The organism is Pseudoalteromonas sp. SG41-5 (assembly GCF_014164495.1).
Classification (GTDB): domain Bacteria; phylum Pseudomonadota; class Gammaproteobacteria; order Enterobacterales; family Alteromonadaceae; genus Pseudoalteromonas; species Pseudoalteromonas rhizosphaerae.
In genome coordinates, this window is the sequence record NZ_JACJFH010000026.1 from 25,019 (window position 1) to 44,888 (window position 19,870).

Here is a 19,870-nt window from a genome sequence, read left to right on the forward strand (position 1 = left end):
CAAATGTCAACACACAAGAGCACTCGCCCGGCAATGCGCCGAATTAGCACTATCCACTTTATTGGTATTGGTGGCGCAGGAATGGGCGGTATTGCCGAAGTACTCGCATTTGAAGGATATCGTATTACTGGCTCTGATATTGCCCATAGTGCAATGACCGAACGTTTGATCCAAGCTGGGGCTGAAGTGTTTATTGGCCATCATCAAAGTAATGTTAAAGATGCCAATGTAGTGGTGGTTTCAAGTGCAATTGATGAAGCTAATCCTGAGATTATTGCTGCTAAGGCGGCACGTATTCCGGTTGTGCGCCGTGCAGAAATGTTGGCCGAGCTAATGCGCTTTCGCCACGGTATTGCTATCGCTGGTACTCATGGTAAAACCACCACCACTAGTTTGATCGCGAGTATTTATGCTCAAGCTGGGCTGGATCCAACCTTTATTATTGGTGGTTTACTTAATAGTGCGGGTAGTAACGCAAAAGTCGGTAAAAGTGATTTTTTAATTGCTGAAGCTGATGAGAGTGATGCGTCATTCTTGCATTTGCAACCTATGGTATCGGTGATCACTAATATTGAAGAAGATCACATGGATACCTACGGCGGTAGCTTAGAAAAAATGAAAGATACTTATGTGGACTTCATTCATAACCTGCCTTTTTATGGCCTTGCTGTGGTGTGTATCGATTCAGAAGTGGCAGCTGAGCTTATTCCGCGATTTGGCCGTCCTGTGATCACTTATGGTGAATCAAGCGACGCCGATTACCGCATGACTGATTTTAGCCAAACGGCAAATACCAGTCAGTTTAAAGTGCGCACTAAGCAAGGTGATGATTTAACTGTGCATTTAAATATGCCAGGTAAACATAATGCATTGAACGCCACTGCAGCGATTGCTGTTGCAAAAGATCAACAAATAGCTGATCACGCGATTTTAGAAGCATTGCAACAGTTTGAAGGTATCGGACGTCGTTTTCAGCATTATGGCGATTTTGAAAACGAACGTGGCAAAGTAATGCTGGTGGATGATTATGGTCATCACCCTTCAGAAGTTGCAGCGACTATAGCGGCAATTCGCCAAGGCTGGCCTGATAAACGCTTAGTAATGATTTATCAACCACATCGCTTTACTCGTACTCGTGATTTATATGAAGACTTTGTAAAAGTGTTAGCCGATGTTGATCAGTTATTATTGCTTGATGTATACGGCGCTGGTGAAGAGCCAATTATTGGCGCAGACAGTAAAAGTTTATGTCGCAGCTTACGTCAACGCGGTAAAGAACCACTGCATGTTGCAAGTAGCTCTGAACTAGCTGGAGTATTAGCTGATACGTTACAAGATAATGATTTAGTTATAACCCAAGGTGCTGGTAATATTGGTCAATTAGTAAAAACACTCGCGGCGACATCGCTGTCGATTGAGCAACTTAAGCAGGTAAAGGTATGACGCAATTAAACACACAGTTTGGCAAAGTGGCAGTGTTGTTTGGTGGACACTCAGCTGAGCGCGAAGTATCACTAAAATCAGGCCAAGCGGTATTGAACGCATTACAAAATGCGGGCGTTGATGCCATTGGCTTTGATCCAAAAGAGCAACCGTTATGGCAATTAAAAGAACTCGGCATTGAACGAGTATTTATCGCCCTGCATGGTCGCGGTGGTGAAGACGGTACTATTCAAGGTGCACTTGAGTTTATGGGGTTGCCATACACTGGCAGTAACGTATTAGGCTCAGCATTGGCGATGGATAAAATACGTTGTAAGCATTTATTTAAATCTGCGGGCTTGAGCACTGCGCCTTATGCGGTGGTGGATAGCAAGCGTGGTTTTGATGCGACAGCGATAATGAATGAACTGAAAAAAGTGATGGTAAAACCGTCGCACGAAGGTTCTAGCATTGGTATGGCGCAAGCAAATAATGCGCAAGAGCTTGAAGCTGCTTTAGCTGAAGCGTTTAAGTTTGACAGCCAAGTACTGGTTGAGCAGTGGATAACCGGGCGCGAATTTACAATCACTGTACTAGGCGATGAGGTACAGCCAGTGATTGAAATGACCACCCCAAATGGTTTTTATGATTACCAAGCAAAGTATCAGTCAAATACCACGCAATATCATTGCCCAGCAGACTTATCAGCTGGCGATACCACGCATTTACAAGCAATGGCTTTAGCGGCATTTGATCTAGTGGGTGCCAGTGGTTGGGGTCGTGTTGATGCAATGCAAGATGCAGACGGTAACTTTTATTTGTTAGAAGTAAACACAGTACCAGGAATGACTGAAAAATCGTTAGTGCCAATGGCTGCTAAAGCAAATGGTGCAAGCTTTGAGCAATTAGTTGTTCGCATTTTGGAGCAAACGCTTTAATATGCATCCCTTTTTGGAAAAAGCGCAACAATTAAAACAGCAACTAAATTGGTCGCTAATTTTAGGTGTGAGCTTTTTTTTAATCGTGGTTTTCAGTTTGGTGCAAATCACCAGCGGCGTTAGACAGTGGTTGGTAGAAAATAAAGATGCGCAAATAAAGCATTTAGCGGTGTTGGGGAAACCTCAATACACAGATGAAAAAGCGATTATTAGCGCGATTAAAAAAGCCGACTTATCGAGTTTTTTTGATTTAGACGTGAAAAACATACAACGTCTAGTGCAAGACTTACCTTGGGTGGCTACTGCATCGGTACGTAAGCAGTGGCCAGATACATTACAAGTGTATGTGGTAGAGCATCAGGCTGTCGCAGTGTGGAACAGTGATTTATTACTTAACCAAAGCGGTGAAGTGTTTCAAGCTAGCAGTGCGAAGCTCAGTGACGAGCTGCCACAACTTTATGGCCCTGAGGGCAGTGAATTTGAAGCATGGGGAGCTTTCAAGCAGTTTGATGAAATGCTTAAGGTTAATAATTTAAAGTTAACCAGCCTGGCATTGTCAGAGCGATTTTCATGGCAGTTATGGCTCGATAACGGTATTCGCCTTAAATTAGGGCGTAAAGAAAAAGCTAAACGGGTACAACGGTTTATAGATGTTTACCCGCGGATGGAAAAACGTGCAGATGCACAAGTAGATGTAGTGGATTTACGGTATGATACCGGCCTTGCGGTGAGCTGGAAGCTCCTGGAAGAAGCGCAATTACAAAATAAGAGTAAGGCATGACTAAGTCAGCAGAAAGAAACCTAGTGATTGGATTAGACGTTGGCACCTCAAAAGTGGTGGCCACGGTTGGTGAAATCACCGCAGATAACAAACTCAGCATTGTTGGGGTTGGCAGCCAAGTGTCCCATGGTATGGATAAAGGCGGCGTAAACGACCTTAACTTGGTGTCGGAGTCTATTCGTCGTGCAATCGATGAAGCTGAACTTATGGCTGATTGCCGTATTAGCTCCGTGTATTTGGGGATCTCAGGTAAACATATTCAGTGCCAAAACGAAAGTGGTGTTGTGGCAATTAATAATACTGAAGTGACTGATGAAGACATTGAAAATGTTATTCATATTGCGCGCTCTGTGCCTATTTCAGCCGAACGTAAAATGCTGCATGCACTGCCGCAAGAATATAGTATCGATATGCAAGAAGGGATTAAAAACCCGCGTGGTATGAGTGGTGTACGAATGGAAGCCCGTGCTCACATCATAACTTGCTCAAACGATATGGCGAAAAATATTGAAAAATGTGTTGAGCGTTGTGGTCTTGAAGTTGACCAACTGATTTTCACCGCATTAGCGTCGTGTTATTCGGTATTAACCGATGACGAAAAAGAGCTCGGTGTTGCGGTACTTGATATCGGTGGCGGTACGATGGATATCACTATTTATATCAATGGTGCGTTGCGCCACTCTGCAGTTATTCCTGTAGCGGGCAACCAAGTTACTGGCGATATTGCAAAAATATTTCGTACACCGATATCCCATGCTGAATCACTCAAGGTACAATATGCCTGTGCAAGTAGCCAAATGGCCAGCAGCGAAGAAACTATTGAAGTGCCTAGTGTCGGCGGGCGACCAGCGCGGTTAATGTCGCGTCATACCTTATCTGAGGTGGTTGAGCCACGTTTTAGAGAATTATTTGAATTAGCGATGGAAGAAATACATCGTTCAGGATTAGCAGACCAAATTGCAGCAGGACTCGTCATTACTGGCGGTAGTGCTAAAATGGCTGGCGCGATGGAAGTGGCTGAAGACATTTTCCAGATGCCAGTGAGAATAGGCAAACCTATAGGGATAGTTGGTTTGACAGATTATGTAGATGACCCTTCATATGCAACGGCGGTTGGCTTATTACAATATGGCCGCACAATGCAATCGATGAATGCACAAAAATCGAAACCTGAAGGCGATAATAATTGGTGGAACCGCATAACGAAGTGGTTTCAAGGCGAGTTTTAATACTCAAGTCGGAGAGTAAACATGTTTGATATAATGGAACAACACAGCGAAGAAGCTGTCATAAAAGTAATAGGCGTGGGCGGCGGCGGCGGTAACGCTGTTGAGCACATGGTTAAGCAACAAATTGAAGGCGTGCGTTTTATTGCCGCTAATACGGATGCTCAGGCATTACGTAACTCATCAGCAGATATTACAGTGCAACTAGGTACTCAGATCACGTCTGGGCTAGGTGCGGGTGCAAACCCTGATGTAGGTCGTAAATCAGCAGAAGAAGACGCCGATACTATTCGTGCCAGCCTTGAAGGTGCTGATATGGTATTTATCGCAGCGGGTATGGGCGGTGGTACTGGCACAGGGGCTGCGCCTGTGGTTGCCAAAATTGCTAAAGAGTTAGGTATTTTAACGGTTGCTGTAGTGACACGTCCGTTTGACTTTGAAGGCAAAAAGCGCGCAGCAGCGGCTGAACAAGGTATTAACGAATTGTCAGAAATTGTAGATTCACTTATTACAATTCCTAACAATAAATTGCTTAAAGTTTTAGGTAAAGGGACTACACTGTTAGACGCATTCGCTAAAGCAAATGATGTATTATTTGGTGCCGTGCAAGGTATTGCGGAACTAATTACTCGTTCTGGTTTGATTAACGTGGATTTCGCCGACGTACGTACAGTAATGTCAGCCATGGGTACTGCGATGATGGGCACAGCGTCTGCATCGGGTCCTGATCGTGCGCAAGAAGCTGCAGAGGCTGCAATCTCAAGCCCACTACTTGAAGACGTTGATTTAACTGGCGCGAAAGGCATCCTAGTTAACATCACTGCAGGTATGGATATCGCAATTGAAGAGTTTGAAATTGTTGGTAATCACGTTAAAGCATTAGCATCTGAAAATGCGACTGTGGTGGTTGGTGCGGTTATTGACCCTGAAATGACTGATGAACTACGTGTAACTGTAGTCGCTACAGGTTTAGGCGGCGATCGTCGTCCACAGTTTGGTATTGTCGATAACGGCTTTAAAAAAGCGTCAGGTTCTGATGTTAGCAGTTCAACAAACCAAACTAGCAGTATGTATGTACCAAGCTTTGCAAGCCAAGGTAGTGGCGATGAAATGACTGCTGCTCCAGCGATTGAAAAGCATGAATCGAGCAAGACAACGCAAAGCAATAGTGGTTTATCTAAAACTAATGATAGCGGTAAAAAGTCTGATAAATCAGAAGGTGGCGATTATTTCGACATCCCTGCATTTTTAAGAAAACAAGCAGATTAAGCAAAAAGGTAATTGTTTTTGTTTAAAAAGCGAACGAATTTGGCAGCTGGTCGTATATGTGATATAATCGGCGGTCTAACTGTAACTATAAGTGAGCGAAGCTATGATTAAACAGCGTACCATTGCAGAGATAGTCAAAGCCATAGGAATTGGACTTCACAAAGGTGAGAAGGTCACTATTACTCTCCGACCTGCGAGCGCAAATACTGGGATAGTATTTCGTCGTGTCGACCTTGATCCGGTTGTTGATTTTGAAACAACACCTGAAGCCGTTGGCGATACGCAATTATGTACCTGTTTAACTAACAAAGATGGCGTTCGCTTATCTACGACTGAGCACCTTATTGCTGCGGTAGCGGCAATGGGTATCGATAATTTGATCGTTGAATTAGATAGCTCAGAAGTACCAATAATGGATGGTAGTGCATTACCATTCATTTATTTGTTACAAAAAGGCGGCATTGCAGAGCAGAATGCGGCTAAGCGCTTTATTCGTATTAAAGAAAAAGTACGTATTGAAGAAGGTGATAAATGGGCCGAGATTGAACCATATGATGGTTTTCATATCGACTTTGAAATTGCTTTCGATCATCCGGCAATCAATGAAAGCCGCCAACGTATCGGTTTAGATATTACTACGCAAAGCTTTACAGAAGAAATCAGCCGTGCACGTACTTTTGGCTTTATGAAAGACATTGAATATATGCATGCTAATAACCTAGCTTTAGGTGGCAGCATGGATAACGCCGTGGTATTGGATGAGTTTAAAGTACTTAATCCTAACGGCCTGCGTTATAGCGATGAGTTTGTTAAGCATAAGATTCTAGACTGTGTTGGTGACATGTTTATGACAGGCCACAACATTTTAGGAAAAATTACAGCTTATAAATCAGGCCATGACCTGAACAATAAGTTACTTCGTAAAATTATGGCGACTGAGTCAGCATGGGAATGGGCAACATTTGATACCCCAGTATACATGCCAGCACCAGGTTTAGAAGTAGCCACAGCTTAATCGCAAACGCTTAAAACAGTTATAAAAAATGACGCTATCTAGCGTCATTTTTTGTTTAAATAATGCAGTTTAGTTTTTTAATGTTATACCAATCGTGTTAAGTTACTGACCATTTATAGCGACAGATAAATGGAGTGATAACAAGGCGTAAATTTTGACATGTAGTTGTTCTACTTAAAAAAATTATAACGCAGTTAGCGCTTTATTTAGCTCGCTAGAATGGTTAAATATTTAAGTCGATTGGTATTAAGCCTTTTTACAATCCTAACAACTGTTGTAACTGTACCAGCTCAGTCACTTGGTATGTTGGTTCAATGCCTTCTGGCAGAACTGTGTTGGGATGCTGTAGCCAGCAGGTATCAATCCCGGCATTTTGGCCACCTAAGATATCACTGCTTGCGGTATCACCGACCATTAAGATCTGTTCTTTTGGTGGATTACCTAACAGTTCAAAAGTGTGATAAAAAATTTCTGCGGCTGGTTTTGCAATTCCCACTTGCTCAGAGATAACTAAACAATCAAACATCTCTTTTAATCCGGTATGCTCTAAGCGACGTGCTTGCAGCTGGGTAAAACCATTAGTGATAATGCCTAATTTAGCATGCGGTTTTAGTTTATTTAGCAGTTCAATAGCGCCAGGTAATGGTTCGCAGATCTCAGCCATGGCAGTTAAAAAATCATCATTAAGCTGTTGAGCTGGAACATTGAGCTTATTAGCCCACTCACTAAATCGAGTGACTTGTAGGTGAGTAGCGGAAATAGTATTGTTTTGATACTCAAGCCACAACGGTTTATTTGTTGCTTGATAATGACTGTAATCAGCGTCATTAAAATCTACGCCATAAACTGCAAACATTCTTTTTAAGCCTGCATAGGCATTAAAGCTAAATAAGGTTTCGTCGGCATCAAATAAAACATGGGTGTACTTCATTAAACTTCCTTAGAGTAAAGCGCGGGATGAAGAAAAGGCGCCATAGCGAGTGTCAGCGCTTGCGTATAGGTACTTTCGCGGGTGGCATGATGATTAGTTAATAAACCAATAGCACCGCCTTGCTGTTTGATATTGGTAGTATTAAATGCGTTATCCATTACATCGCCAAGTTCTTTGCCTTGCAATAACGCATTATACAGGCTTGGGGGTAAAGGAAGGTTACTACTACGACCGATAGCACGTTGTTGGTTATCAGCAACGACTACAAATGCAAAGGTAGCGGGGCCGTAGCTAAATTGCTCAGCACCACCTTCCATTGCAACATAAAAATCAGCTTGGTAATGCTGTTGGCAATACAAGACACGATTTTGTGCGCCTATTCGTGTTTCATCTTCACCTATTGGCTGATCAGGTACTTGTGAAGGTGCATCAACTCCTTGACAATCAATCGTCATATTAGGGTAATAGAGAGAGAAAATACTGCGGGCAGCATTTATTTTTACCGGATTTTTGGAACCGACGAGAATGCGTAATGGCTCTGTCATGCTGACATCTCCTTTTATGATGAAGTCAGCAGTTTACATAAGCTATATATTTCAGCAAGCGTATTTCTTAAATAGGCAAATCAACGGGGGCTAATTCGGCAAGCGCACGCTTTTTAAGGATAATATCTTTGATAAGTGGGGTTAATACTAACTCCATAGCGAGTCCCATTTTTCCACCAGGGACCACTAAGGTGTTGATCCTCGACATAAAGCTACCTTCGATCATACGTAGGTAATACGGAAAATCGACGTCATCTATGCCACGAAAACGAATAACTACAAAGCTTTCATCAAGGGACGGAATATCTTTTGCGCTAAATGGGTTTGAGGTGTCAACGGTTGGCACGCGCTGAAAGTTTATGTGAGTTCGTGAGAACTGTGGCGTAATGTGATTAATGTAATCATCCATACTGCGGACAATTGAGCCCATAACAGCTTCGCGAGAGTGACCACGTTCAGAGGTGTCGCGGATTAACTTTTGGATCCACTCAAGGTTAATGATAGGCACCATACCAATTAGTAAATCAACATGCTTAGCTACATCATGATCTTCATCGACAACACCGCCATGCAGTCCTTCGTAGAATAAAATATCGGTGCTACTTTCCAGTTCTTGCCACGGAGTAAAGGTACCTGGTAGTTGATTGTATGGCACGGCTTCGTCAAAGGTATGCAAATAACGACGTAATTTACCTGCTCCAGTATCGCCATAGGTGCTGAACAAACCTTCTAGGGCTGCAAAGTCATTAGCTTCACGACCAAAGTAACTAATGTGTTTACCTTCTTGCTGCGCTTCGCGAACTTTTTTATCCATCTCAGGACGAGTATAGCGATGAAAACTGTCGCCCTCTATAAATGCGGCCTCAATATTAAGACTACGAAATATATGCTTAATAGCACTTGTCGTGGTGGTAGTACCCGCACCAGATGAACCAGTGATCGCAATAATAGGATGTTTAGCTGACATAATTTTTCTCGTTTTAAGTAGCTCTGTAGTTATAAGGCGTAGTAAGGGGGTAGGTCAAGTGACATATCAATAACAGACTTGGGAATAACTATAAAATAGCGCTATTATAAGGGCGATAAAAATAATTAGAGAATGATATGAAATTGACTTTACCTTGGCTAAGTTTTGTTGCCACCCTTGCAGTTACCCCTAATAGCGTTTTAGCTGCGATGCCAAAAAGCGAAATTTTACTTGCTAAACTTAACACAGAATATGGGTTACAAGTAAGCCGTATCACTAATAATGATGTTTATAATAATCAGCCTTTACTTACCAAAGGTGGTATTTATTTTACCCAAGAAGTGCAAAGTGAAGGGCAAAGTCAAACAGATCTAGCTTTTTATGATTTTACCAATAAGCAAGTAACTAATTTAACAAATACTGCTGTGAGTGAATACTCGCCGACTTTAACACCTAATGGTAAGGCACTGTCAGCTATCGTAGTCGAGGCGGATGGTAAGCAAAAGTTATGGCAATATCCGTTTGACGATAATGTTAAACCAAGTCGTATTTTTGAGTGGATAGAGCCAGTTGGTTATCATGCCTGGGGCGCCAAAGATGATATGGTGATGTTTATTTTAGGCGAACCACATACTTTACAATATACTCAGGTTGCTGCAGCGAAGCCAAAAGTGGTTGCTGAGCATATTGGCCGTACGTTGACATTTAACCATGCATTAGCTGCCTATACATTTAGTTATAGCAAAGCGCAGCAGCACTGGTTAGCAAGTTATGATCCGCAAGAAAATACCGTCACTGACCTCTTTCGTTTACCGCAGACGGTACAAGATTACGCATTTAAAGACGCTAATACGGTCATTTATGCGGTCGATAATCGTGTTTACCAGCGCCAGCTAAATAGCCCTGAACAGGTCTCTCTATGGCTTGATTTAACGCCTTTCTGTGACACCCATATTACCCGTATTAGCTACTTAAATGATCAACTCGCTTTTGTATGCGTTAAATAACTATAATATAAAACTTTGCAGGTTCTTGGCTGTGCTGTAGTTTACAGCTAAGAGCTTAATGAAAATCAAGGATATCCATGTCAGCTAGTCCAGAGCAAATCAACGAGCAACTTATTGCATTAGAGTGCCGTAGTAATTTTAGAATTAAGAATATCACTGAATATATGTTACCTAAGTCCAAAGAAGCAATTTATCTGCATATAGAAGGTGGCCAAGCTAAGCTTGTGCTTCGTCCTGCACTGGAAGTCTTTAGTGATGATTTTAATAAAATAGCAGGCGTTAACCGCATTAGCGGTTTTTTTCATAGTAGTGAAATGACACGGTTTCCAACGCGTATTTTTAAAAGCACGAATCCAATCCATTATGGAATTGGTTTTAAAATGACCAGCGTTGAAGGAGCAAAAGAGTTTATTTCTCAGCTAGTAAAAATTATCAATGGATAAATAACGCTGTTGATAAAAAACGGCAAGCCAATGGCTTGCCGTACAAATTAACGTTTTAAGAAACTATTAACTGAAGCTAGTTCACGTTCTTTGAGTGCAATACAATTATTTACGCTTTCTTCAAGCTTGCTTAAGGTACGGGCATAACCTGGCTCATCAGCAATTTTGCTCATAAAGAAAGTTTGCGTTTTTGCTAAGCTGCTGGCGCTACAACCTGAGGTGGTAAAGTTAGGCAGGTTAGGTACGAAGAAAGGTGGCAAGTTTGCAACTACCTTATCGTAATTCGCGTATATCCATTCAATAAACAAAGCTTCACGGGCTTTCGTGTAAGCCTGTCCTGACATAATCGTACGCATGTCAGATGCAGTGACATCGTCAGTTAAGCTGTAATTTAATACCTTAGTTTGTAGCTCTGGCGTGCCAAAGTAACTCATAGCCGCTAGCATTTTTGTACGCACTTGCGGATCTTTGGTAGTTTTAAAGGTATTTATATACGCATCGAGTAGGTTTTTATCACCATGGAATGCGGCTAAGTTTAAGTAGATTGACGCAAGGTACGGATCAACTTTTTCTGGGTTATTTAAGTAAACACGGGCTTGTGCCTTGGCGGTATTGATCACACTTTGATCTTCACCATCAAAACCTAAACGTGCAACTACTTGAGTACGTAATTGCGAGATTGCAGCATCTTCATTTACTTTTGCAGTTAAACCATACTGTTTAGCTGCAGGCATGATGCTTTTACGAATAAATTCAGGCCACAGGTCTTGGTTGCTTTCATCTTCAAAGGTACGCTTTTGTGCGGCTAAATAACCCAAAGCGGTATTAGCAACGCGTGGGTGTTTATCGCTTACAAAAACTTCTAGTGTTTGCATTAAATGTGCAGCAGAAATAACACCAGCATCTAGTAATGCATCAGCGGCAGACAATAACGCTAAACGTTCTCGTACTGTCAATGACTGCGCGGCGTTATCAATCAATGCAGCAAATTGTTTGTCATCCATCACCCAGCGGTAATAACCTAAAGCGCCTTGATCAGGATAAATCCACTCAGGTTCAAATTCAAGTTCAACAGTTTGATTGGCTTTAGTTAGTAATATATTGGCAGTTTTAACTTTATCGCCAGCACCGTATTTTATTGCAACTGGCACATTCCAAAGCTGTGCAGGAGCATCAACGCCCGCGTTAGTAAAGCGGCTTTGATTAATGGTAATCGTTTTACCTTGCTGAGTTACTTTGATCAGTGGGAATGAAGATTGTTCGATAAACGATTTTAAAACCGCTGCCACATCTTTATTTGATGCTTTACCAAGGGCTTGCCATAAGTCGGCTGCTTCGGCGTTTTTATACGAGAACTCTTTTAAATAAGCGCGAATACCCTGCTGGAAAGCCTCTTCGCCAATCCAGTTTTCAACCATAGCTAATACCGAGCTGCCTTTGCTATAAGCTAAGCCTAGGCCGTCCATAATATCGGCTTCGGTTTTGATTGGTTTACGAATTGGCTTAGTACTTAAACGAGCATCTAACGCCATAACGTTATTTTGCGGCAGGTCTAAATGTGATTCAAATTCAGGGTTAAGCTGGGCTGTGATTTTAGCAGCCATCCAGCTTGCAAACGCTTCATTTAGCCATAAGTCATTCCACCATTTCATGGTTACTAAGTTACCGTACCACTGGTGAGCAAGTTCATGAGCGATGATAGATACATTACGTTGTTTTTTATTGCGAGTCGCTGTAGCCAAATCAAGCAGCAAAATATCTTCACGGTAGGTAACTAAGCCTGCGTTTTCCATGGCACCGAATGGAAACTCAGGAACAGCGACTGAATCTAGTTTTTTATAAACATAAGGAATACCAAAGTAGCCTTCAAGCGCGGCCAATACTTTTGGCATTGCTTGCTCGGCATATTCACCTAAGTGAATTTTACCTTGTGGCGTGATCACACGGCCTGGAATTGGCATGCCTTTGACTTCACGCTCCTCAAATGGACCGACAGCCATAGCCACTAAGTATGAAGGAATTGGCGGTGTTTTATCAAAAAAGTGAGTGGTCATATCGCCATTAACGGTCGTTTTTAACTCAGGTGTATTGGCATACACTTTTTGAGAGCTAGGTGCTGTAATCGTTAATTGGAATGGAATTTTATAACTTGGTTCATCAAATACAGGGAATGCGCGGCGGGCATCGCTCATTTCAAATTGGGTAAATAAATACGGCACACCCTGATCTAAGGTTTTATACAGGCCAACACTTTGGCGATTATAGGGGGCAGTGAAGTCGACTTTAAGCGTGTATTTACCTGGTTGAATTTGCTCATCGCAGCTAAATTTTACTTTACCTGTTTTTAGCATTTCAGCACTTAAGTCACAGTTTTCTGCCCCAAGCAGTTTGGCCATTTGCGTTGCGTAAGCAACACCATTAAGCTCGATATAGTTAGTTGGCTTAAGTACTTCAAGGGCGATTTCGGTCATGCCGCTAAAGGTTTCTTGAGCTGGATCAAGCGTTAAAGATACGTGTTGAGAACTTGGTTTTGCGAGCTTTTCTAGGACAAACTCATTAGCATGAGCTGAACTTACTGCAACGGCCACACTGAGTGTGAGTAGGCTTTTAATAAACATAGATATCCCTGATATTTTCTTGTTAGAGTTTTGTGCACAGTTATCCTAACAGTTTTTAAGCAGTGAGTAATGAGCTAGTTGGTAACAAAGTTTGTCAAATGGTGTGGCGCTGATTAAAGCGGTGCCAATCAATGTGCTGGTTGATCACGCGTATTTGTTGGCAGATCTGATTAAGGGTGGTTACATCGCTAAATTCAGTCAATTCATATTCATTAAAGCCAAGCAGATAATTAAAAGCATCTTTATTGCCTGCTTGAATTGCATAAATGCGGATTTGCTGCTCAAAATTGAGCCTGAGACTGCTGACAGCGGTTTTCATACCAAGTTGATCGATATTGGGAATATCACACTTTTGTAAGTAGCCGGCACGCTCTCCTTCACCAGAGAACCAAATGCGAACTTTCTCGCTATAGCGACCTGATTTAGATGGTAAGTCAAACAATAGGCGACTGTGTCCTTGTTGTTTAACTGCTGCGATATACTCGTTTAAGCCAGCATCAAAAAGTGCTTGATGGATAGGCACAATACGGGCTTTTATTTTACCGTGGGTATGGAAATGAAAACAAAGGATCTGTTGATGTTCAACAATATCGCACAGTTGTAAATGGCCAATTTCATCACTGTAAGCTCCACTGTAATAAGCGATTAAAGGGAGCCAAAAATGCCAGTGTTTCGGCTGTTCGCGAGGTAAGCGTTGATCACCATATATATAGCCATGGTAAAGCGTATGTAATTCCATAGCGGAAAAAGGGCGGCGACCAAGATGGGACTTCAACGTAATACCCTGAAAGTAAAGATTTGCGCTAGTTTATAGCAAATAAACCAGCGCAGTAAAGCAATGTTAAATAATGCTTATTCGCTTAGTGCGCGTGCTAATCCAACCGGCTCGATTTCAACACATACTTGGTCGTCATTCCAGTTTAGGCCAACCAGTGCGTCATCTTCTTTTAGATCTTCAACCCAGTCATCTAAAAATTCATCCAAGGTGATTTGCAGTGGGCTGTAATCGGCCCATTCTTCTTTACACTGGGCTTTTGCTGTTGCTTCACTTTCCCACAATAGTAGTACATCGGTGTTTTCAAATTGGTTAGAGTCACAAACCACAAAACCGCCATCTTCAGCACCTAGCGCCCAGATTTGTTCACTTTGACGTACTTTTTCAACAAAACTAACTAGTTCTGATTCAATTTCGATATCACTCATGTGTTTACCCTTAAATGTTAATTACGTGGATCGGTTTGCTGCACTGCCTGTTGCTGAGCAAATGAATAATAGAACTTCATTAACTCGGTATGTGCCGTTAGATCCGTTAACTCGCGGAAGCAAATCCAATCAAGTAAGCAGTATAAACTGATGCACAGGTATTCACAGCTTTTAAATCCTGCATCTGCAAAATGGTTATTTAAATAGCTTAATGTTTCAGCAATGCGTTCATTTTGTAGATTAAAAAATAATTTATCATCTTGCGTATCGAATCCTGAACGCTGACAAAGTAATAGCTCAACCAGCGAATCATTGCATGCATTAATGATTGTTAGTAGGTGCTCTTGTTGCCAATTCAGACGAGTTTGACTGTGTTGTTCGAGCAAAAAGCGGATGATGTTATTTGAATCAGCCAAGGTTTGCTGCTTAGTGATTAGTACTGGAATTTTTCGGGCTGGATTATTTTGTATCATTAGCTGACGATCAGTGTCTGAAAAAATATCTAAGTTGATAAACTCAAGACTGCATTGATTTAACAGTGCCCAAATACGAATGCGGCGTACAAATGGCGAAGTTGTTGAGCCTAATAGTTGCATGTGCTTTCCTTAGGATAAAAAGAAAGCCGCAGAGGCGGCTTTCTTTTAGGTTAGTAATAAAACCAACGTTATTCTGTACGACTAGTCACTTCAAGTAAGTGGTAGCCAAACTGAGTTTGCACAGGACCTTGTACTTGATTAATCGGTGCTGAAAAAACCACTTTATCAAATTCAGGAACCATCATACCAGGACCAAACTCACCTAATGCACCGCCATCCTGACCTGAAGGGCAGTTTGAATGTGCCTTAGCTAACTCAGCAAAATCTTCGCCTTGTTCAATCTTGGTTTTTAAATCTAAGCACTGCGCTTCGCTGTCTACTAATATGTGTCTTGCACTTGCCACTGTCATAAAATCTCCCGTTTCAAGGTGGTGTTTTTTCAATCAAATCTTACGTTATTCTAGTTCAATAATAACTACTTGTACCAGTATAAAATTAAATATCTGAAATTGCTTGTTCTATTGCTTTAACTAACTTGTCTGAATCTGGCTTGGTTTTGCTATTAAAACGTTCAACCTGTTTGCGATCTGCAGATACAAGGTATTTATAAAAGTTCCAATTTGGCGAACTCGTTTGGGCATTTAAATGCTTGAATATAGCATTGGCATCACTACCTCTGACTTCGCTGGTGGCAAACATCGGGAAGGTCACACCGTAATTTACAAAACAGACTTTAGCTGTGGCTTTTTCGTCATCTTCTTCTTGGAAAAAATCATCAGAAGGAAATCCCAGTATCACTAAACCTTGATCTTGGTATTTTTGATATAGCGCTTCAAGACCTTCAAACTGTGGCGTAAAACCGCAGTTGCTTGCCGTGTTGACGATCAATAAGGGTTTATTCTTGAATTGACATAAATTAATACTCTCTTTGGAGCGAAGTTTGCGCATAGTAACATTAGTGAAATCATCACATGACGTATCCTCAACCTGCTGTTGGCTTGTTTGCTCTGGCTGTGCATAAACACTACAACTGAGTATTGCGCAGCATAATAATAATTTTTTAAACATACCGATTCCTTAACTTGTTGTGGCTGATCACCCTGGATGGTAGTCTACCGTTTATTTTGCAGTAGTGTGACTTTAACTCATACGTTACTATGCAATGAAGTGATCAACAACCGCTAAAAACAAAATGACAATACGATTAGCAAATAGTAATGATTTAGCCGCCATAGTTGCAATTTATAATGAAACAATAGCAAGTAGAATGGTTACAGCCGACACTGAACAAGTAAGCATAGCAGACAAGCAAAGTTGGTTTAATAGCCATACCGAGCAGCGGCCTATTTACGTTTATGAGCAAGACTCGAAGGTGATAGCTTGGCTTAGTTATAAATCTTTTTATGGTCGTCCAGCCTATGATGGAACGGTAGAAATCAGTATCTATATTACCGCATTTGCACAAGGCCAAGGGCTTGGCAAACGCTTACTTACTTTTGCCCAAGAGCAAGCTAAGCCATTAAATATTAAAGTGCTACTAGCATTTATATTTAGTCATAATATACCGAGTATTAAATTGTTCGAGCGCTTTGGTTATCAACAATGGGGAAAGTTACCTAATGTGGCTATTATGGACGACAATCACTACAGCTTAACTATCTTAGGTAAGCATTTAGGGTAGATATACGACTAAAAATAATCCTTTAGATGGTGTTAATGCAGAAAACTTAGACTACGCTTTTATCATGTTAAGTTGATGAAAAGCGGAGTCAAAGCTGTGCGGAAAATATTGATCGTTGATAGCAATAGTATTTTAGCGATGCGGATAAAAGTATTGCTTGAATTGATTGGCTGTGAAGTTGAATTGATCCACTTTTCAATGCTACAGGAATGTACTGCGTTTAGTTCTTATGATTTAGTGACTATTGCACATGGTGTTCCAGTGGCTACCGCAAGTTTTTTAGTAACACAGGTCAGTCAAGAGCGCTTTTTACTGCTTGCACCTAAAGTTGAAAACAGCGAACAACTATCTTTATTTAGTGAGCTTAATCGACTGGCGCCAAATGCTCTGGTGATTTATCCCTTCTTCGCGAATAAAGAGATCAGCACCTTATTAGAGAGTGTGTTAGAGCTTGGCTCCGATAGTGTTTTAGTATTACCAACGGTATTGTTGGTTGACCATATTCCGCAGCGGCTTGAAAAAATAGCAAATAGTCTATTAGGTGCTCATATTAAAACGATTACAGCTAATAGCATTAGCTCTGCGATTAGCCAAACACAAGGACATGAAATTGATCTGCTATTGAGCGATTTTAGCTTGCCTGATGGATCTGGTTTAGAAGTATTTGCCGCCCTCAAAGTATTATATCCGCAATGTCGTTGTTTACTATTTACCTCAAAACCAAATCAAGTGTCGATGATTGAAGCTATTCGCCAAGGGGTGGAAGACGTACTAGTTAAACCAATTAATGAAAATATGTTACTGCAATCGGTGCATAAACTTTGGCAAACGGAGTTATTAAAACGTCATAACACTGAATTAGTTGAACGCCTACAAGATACCGTTGATGCACTTATTGAAAAAGATAGCTTGTTACGTGTCATTTATAAGCACACACCTGATGCGATTATGTTATTTGAGCGCAATGGTGAAGTGATTGAAGCAAACGATGCTTGCTCTAAACTATTTCGGTTATCGGCAAAAGCACTGAAAAGCAGCTCAGTATTTACTTTATTGGATGCAACGTCTGTTGAGCAAATCAAAGAAAAAATAGCGACGTTAAATAAAAATCGTCAATTTAGTTGTGACGTGTATCTGCCAATGGAAGGCGAAGATGCCATTCCATTAGTTGGTTCATTCAATGAGATAGATCATCATGGTGATATTGCACTTGCGGTTATTTTTAAAAACGTTACTCACCTTAAGCTCAAAGAGGAGCTATTACTCGAAGCAAAAGATATGCTTGAAGAGCAAGTACGTGCCCGAACATCACAGCTTGAAGACGCTAAAAATATCGCTGAGGCAGCAAATCACAGTAAATCAGAGTTTCTTGCTAACATGTCCCATGAATTACGCACTCCAATGCATTCAATATTAAGTTTTGCCCGCTTTGGTTTAGATAAACTCGGCAGAGATGATATTTCAGTTGAAAAGCTACAGAAATATTTATCTCGTATTGAGTGTAGTGGCGAGCGGCTGCTCTCATTACTTAATAATTTACTCGACTTATCTAAACTCGATGTTGGTAAATTCCCTTTTAATCCTCACCCACACAATCTTAATAATATTATTAAAACCAGTATTGATGATGTGTCAGGTACTGCTATGGAAAAAGATATTGAAGTGAAGTACTTACCACAAAAACCGCCTCTTATAATTGACTGTGATGAAGAGCAAGTAAATCAATTATTACGCAATATCCTCGGCAATGCGTTGAAGTTTAGTGATCCGCATAGCTGTATTGAAGTCGTTTTAATTAAGCAGCAAGAGCAGGCAATTATTGAAGTGATTGATAGTGGTATAGGGATCCCCGATGATGAGCTTGAACATGTGTTCTCAAAATTTGTACAAAGTAGTAAAACCAATAATGGTGCTGGCGGAACGGGGCTTGGCTTAGCTCTGTGTCGTGAATTTGTATCATTACATAAAGGTGTTATTTCTGCTCATAACAACAGCTCAGGAGGCACGACGATTCGTATAGCTCTGCCATTAGAAATAAAAATTTCTGCTACTCAAGAAGAAATTACTTAGCTTGACTGGTAAGAGTTTTTTTTATGACTAAACTATTAATATGAATTATGAAATGGATGATAATTATGCCTTTAACGAGAATATTAGCTGTTGATGACGAGCCTTTTAATTTAGAAATTATAGAAGAGATATTGTTGGATCTTGATTTTGAATTAAAGATGGTTAGCAGTGGTCCTGAGTGCCTCAGCACAGTGGAAGAGTTTGCGCCGCAAGTAATCTTACTCGACGTGAGTATGCCACAAATGAATGGTTATGAAGTATGTAGAAAACTAAAGGCCAATCCCAGAACTGCAAATATTATCGTGATGTTCGTATCAGCCAGAGGCACTGTCGAAGAGCGGATGGAAGGGTATGCAGTCGGTGCAGAAGATTATATTGTTAAGCCATTTGGACAGGACGAACTTAAATCGAAACTGAAAATTCTTAACCAAGTACTGATTGAAAAAGAATCGTTAGAACAGCAAGTTGAAGAAGCCACATCCACTGCATTTAATGCCATGGCTAACAGTAGTGAAATGGGGCAAATAGTTAATTATATTGAGAGCATTGGTATGATTAACAATACTAAAGCGCTGGGTGAAGCCTTAGTTCATTGTTTAAGATCGTTTGATTTACAAAGTAATGTTGAGTTTAGAGCTAATATTGATGCTCCTGACCACTTTGCCCTAAATGGAACGTGTTCGCCGATTGTAATTGAATTGTTTGATATGCTCAAAAATAAGGGGCGGCTACATGAATTTTCCCATCGTATCTTAGTTAATTATGAATTAATTAGTTTATTGATTTTAAATATGCCAGATCACGATCCTGATAAGCATGGCCGGATCCGAGATCATGTGTGCTTTATTGTCAGTGTCACGGAGCAACAGCTACGCGCAATCATGACCCGTGAAGCTTTACAGTCGCAGCAAACAAAGCTAAATGATGCAATTACTATGGTTAATAGCAAGTTTCATGGCTTAATTGAGCTGTTAAATGAAAACCGTCAGAGTAATGAAGCGGTGTTCAAGCGTTTACAAGAAGAGTTAGAAGAGCGGATCCCATCAATGGGGCTAGACGAAGATCAAGAAGTGTTTATTTATCAGAAGGTAGATCAAGCAATTCAAAAATCAGTTGCCCGTGAAGAGTCTGTACAGGGGGTGAAAGCAGCTTTTCATGAAATTGAGCAAGACCTGTCTATCTTATTGAAAAAGTAACAGTAAATAATCAAGGGGTGTG

20 protein-coding genes are annotated in these 19,870 nt (G+C 41.0%); 11 read left to right on the forward strand and 9 right to left on the reverse strand.

Features of this window, described 5'->3' with window-relative positions; genetic code table 11:
* Positions 1–3 precede the first annotated feature (3 nt).
* The 6 genes from murC to lpxC all read left to right on the forward strand — a co-directional run bounded on the left by murC (position 4) and on the right by lpxC (position 6,651).
* Complete coding sequence (gene murC / locus H5232_RS09030) at positions 4–1,443, forward strand: UDP-N-acetylmuramate--L-alanine ligase (protein WP_259398783.1); 1,440 nt, start codon at positions 4–6, stop codon at positions 1,441–1,443.
* Complete coding sequence (locus H5232_RS09035) at positions 1,440–2,360, forward strand: D-alanine--D-alanine ligase (protein WP_149980616.1); 921 nt, start codon at positions 1,440–1,442, stop codon at positions 2,358–2,360. The genes murC and H5232_RS09035 overlap by 4 nt, the downstream gene beginning before the upstream one ends.
* A 1-nt stretch (position 2,361) precedes the next feature.
* Positions 2,362–3,141, forward strand: coding sequence for a cell division protein FtsQ/DivIB (locus H5232_RS09040; RefSeq protein WP_145236891.1), 780 nt, complete (start codon positions 2,362–2,364; stop codon positions 3,139–3,141).
* Positions 3,138–4,370 carry a cell division protein FtsA gene (gene ftsA, locus H5232_RS09045; RefSeq protein WP_145236894.1) on the forward strand — a complete coding sequence of 411 codons (1,233 nt, stop codon included), beginning with the start codon at positions 3,138–3,140 and terminating at the stop codon, positions 4,368–4,370. Before H5232_RS09040 ends, ftsA begins: the two co-directional genes overlap by 4 nt.
* A 21-nt stretch (positions 4,371–4,391) precedes the next feature.
* Positions 4,392–5,636 carry a cell division protein FtsZ gene (ftsZ, locus tag H5232_RS09050; protein WP_149980617.1) on the forward strand — a complete coding sequence of 415 codons (1,245 nt, stop codon included), beginning with the start codon at positions 4,392–4,394 and terminating at the stop codon, positions 5,634–5,636.
* Between the two features lie 103 nt (positions 5,637–5,739).
* On the forward strand, positions 5,740–6,651 hold the full coding sequence (lpxC, locus tag H5232_RS09055; protein ID WP_149980618.1) for a UDP-3-O-acyl-N-acetylglucosamine deacetylase: 912 nt from the start codon (positions 5,740–5,742) through the stop codon (positions 6,649–6,651).
* 256 nt (positions 6,652–6,907) lie between these two features.
* On the opposite strand, the gene yjjG is transcribed toward lpxC, so the two are convergent.
* From yjjG to H5232_RS09070, 3 genes are all read right to left on the reverse strand, one after another.
* A complete protein-coding gene (yjjG, locus tag H5232_RS09060) occupies positions 6,908–7,582 on the reverse strand; it encodes a pyrimidine 5'-nucleotidase (RefSeq protein ID WP_145236903.1) in 675 nt (224 codons plus the stop codon).
* The gene (gene yjjX / locus H5232_RS09065; protein WP_145236907.1) at positions 7,582–8,127 is read right to left on the reverse strand and encodes an inosine/xanthosine triphosphatase; all 546 of its coding nucleotides are present in this window, start codon (positions 8,125–8,127) and stop codon (positions 7,582–7,584) included. The genes yjjG and yjjX overlap by 1 nt, the downstream gene beginning before the upstream one ends.
* Positions 8,128–8,194: 67 nt before the next feature.
* Positions 8,195–9,094 carry a phosphoribulokinase gene (locus tag H5232_RS09070; RefSeq protein WP_145236910.1) on the reverse strand — a complete coding sequence of 300 codons (900 nt, stop codon included), beginning with the start codon at positions 9,092–9,094 and terminating at the stop codon, positions 8,195–8,197.
* A 137-nt stretch (positions 9,095–9,231) separates the two neighbouring features.
* Here H5232_RS09070 and H5232_RS09075 point away from each other — a divergent pair, with 137 nt between their 5' ends.
* Both H5232_RS09075 and H5232_RS09080 read left to right on the forward strand, forming a co-directional pair.
* Positions 9,232–10,101 carry a hypothetical protein gene (locus H5232_RS09075; protein WP_182767580.1) on the forward strand — a complete coding sequence of 290 codons (870 nt, stop codon included), beginning with the start codon at positions 9,232–9,234 and terminating at the stop codon, positions 10,099–10,101.
* A gap of 77 nt (positions 10,102–10,178) precedes the next feature.
* The gene (locus H5232_RS09080) at positions 10,179–10,544 is read left to right on the forward strand and encodes a hypothetical protein (protein ID WP_145236916.1); all 366 of its coding nucleotides are present in this window, start codon (positions 10,179–10,181) and stop codon (positions 10,542–10,544) included.
* Between the two features lie 47 nt (positions 10,545–10,591).
* Here the strand turns inward: H5232_RS09080 and H5232_RS09085 are convergent, their stop codons facing one another.
* From H5232_RS09085 to H5232_RS09110, 6 genes are all read right to left on the reverse strand, one after another.
* Positions 10,592–13,162 (reverse strand): M1 family metallopeptidase, encoded by a 2,571-nt coding sequence (locus H5232_RS09085; protein ID WP_182767579.1) that lies wholly within the window; start codon positions 13,160–13,162, stop codon positions 10,592–10,594.
* A gap of 94 nt (positions 13,163–13,256) precedes the next feature.
* Positions 13,257–13,937, reverse strand: coding sequence for a hypothetical protein (locus H5232_RS09090; RefSeq protein ID WP_182761899.1), 681 nt, complete (start codon positions 13,935–13,937; stop codon positions 13,257–13,259).
* A 77-nt stretch (positions 13,938–14,014) separates the two neighbouring features.
* The gene (locus tag H5232_RS09095; protein ID WP_145236925.1) at positions 14,015–14,365 is read right to left on the reverse strand and encodes a DUF2750 domain-containing protein; all 351 of its coding nucleotides are present in this window, start codon (positions 14,363–14,365) and stop codon (positions 14,015–14,017) included.
* 17 nt (positions 14,366–14,382) lie between these two features.
* Positions 14,383–14,961 (reverse strand): glutathione S-transferase family protein, encoded by a 579-nt coding sequence (locus H5232_RS09100; RefSeq protein WP_182718058.1) that lies wholly within the window; start codon positions 14,959–14,961, stop codon positions 14,383–14,385.
* Positions 14,962–15,029: 68 nt separating this feature from the next.
* Complete coding sequence (locus tag H5232_RS09105; protein WP_145236931.1) at positions 15,030–15,311, reverse strand: peptidylprolyl isomerase; 282 nt, start codon at positions 15,309–15,311, stop codon at positions 15,030–15,032.
* A gap of 85 nt (positions 15,312–15,396) precedes the next feature.
* Positions 15,397–15,969, reverse strand: a complete 573-nt coding sequence (locus tag H5232_RS09110; protein ID WP_145236935.1) for a glutathione peroxidase — start codon at positions 15,967–15,969, stop codon at positions 15,397–15,399.
* Between the two features lie 124 nt (positions 15,970–16,093).
* Here H5232_RS09110 and H5232_RS09115 point away from each other — a divergent pair, with 124 nt between their 5' ends.
* The 3 genes from H5232_RS09115 to H5232_RS09125 all read left to right on the forward strand — a co-directional run bounded on the left by H5232_RS09115 (position 16,094) and on the right by H5232_RS09125 (position 19,848).
* On the forward strand, positions 16,094–16,582 hold the full coding sequence (locus H5232_RS09115; protein WP_149980625.1) for a GNAT family N-acetyltransferase: 489 nt from the start codon (positions 16,094–16,096) through the stop codon (positions 16,580–16,582).
* A 75-nt stretch (positions 16,583–16,657) separates the two neighbouring features.
* Positions 16,658–18,652 carry an ATP-binding protein gene (locus H5232_RS09120; protein ID WP_182784520.1) on the forward strand — a complete coding sequence of 665 codons (1,995 nt, stop codon included), beginning with the start codon at positions 16,658–16,660 and terminating at the stop codon, positions 18,650–18,652.
* Between the two features lie 65 nt (positions 18,653–18,717).
* A complete protein-coding gene (locus H5232_RS09125; protein WP_145236944.1) occupies positions 18,718–19,848 on the forward strand; it encodes a PleD family two-component system response regulator in 1,131 nt (376 codons plus the stop codon).
* The last annotated feature ends 22 nt before the right edge of the window (positions 19,849–19,870 follow it).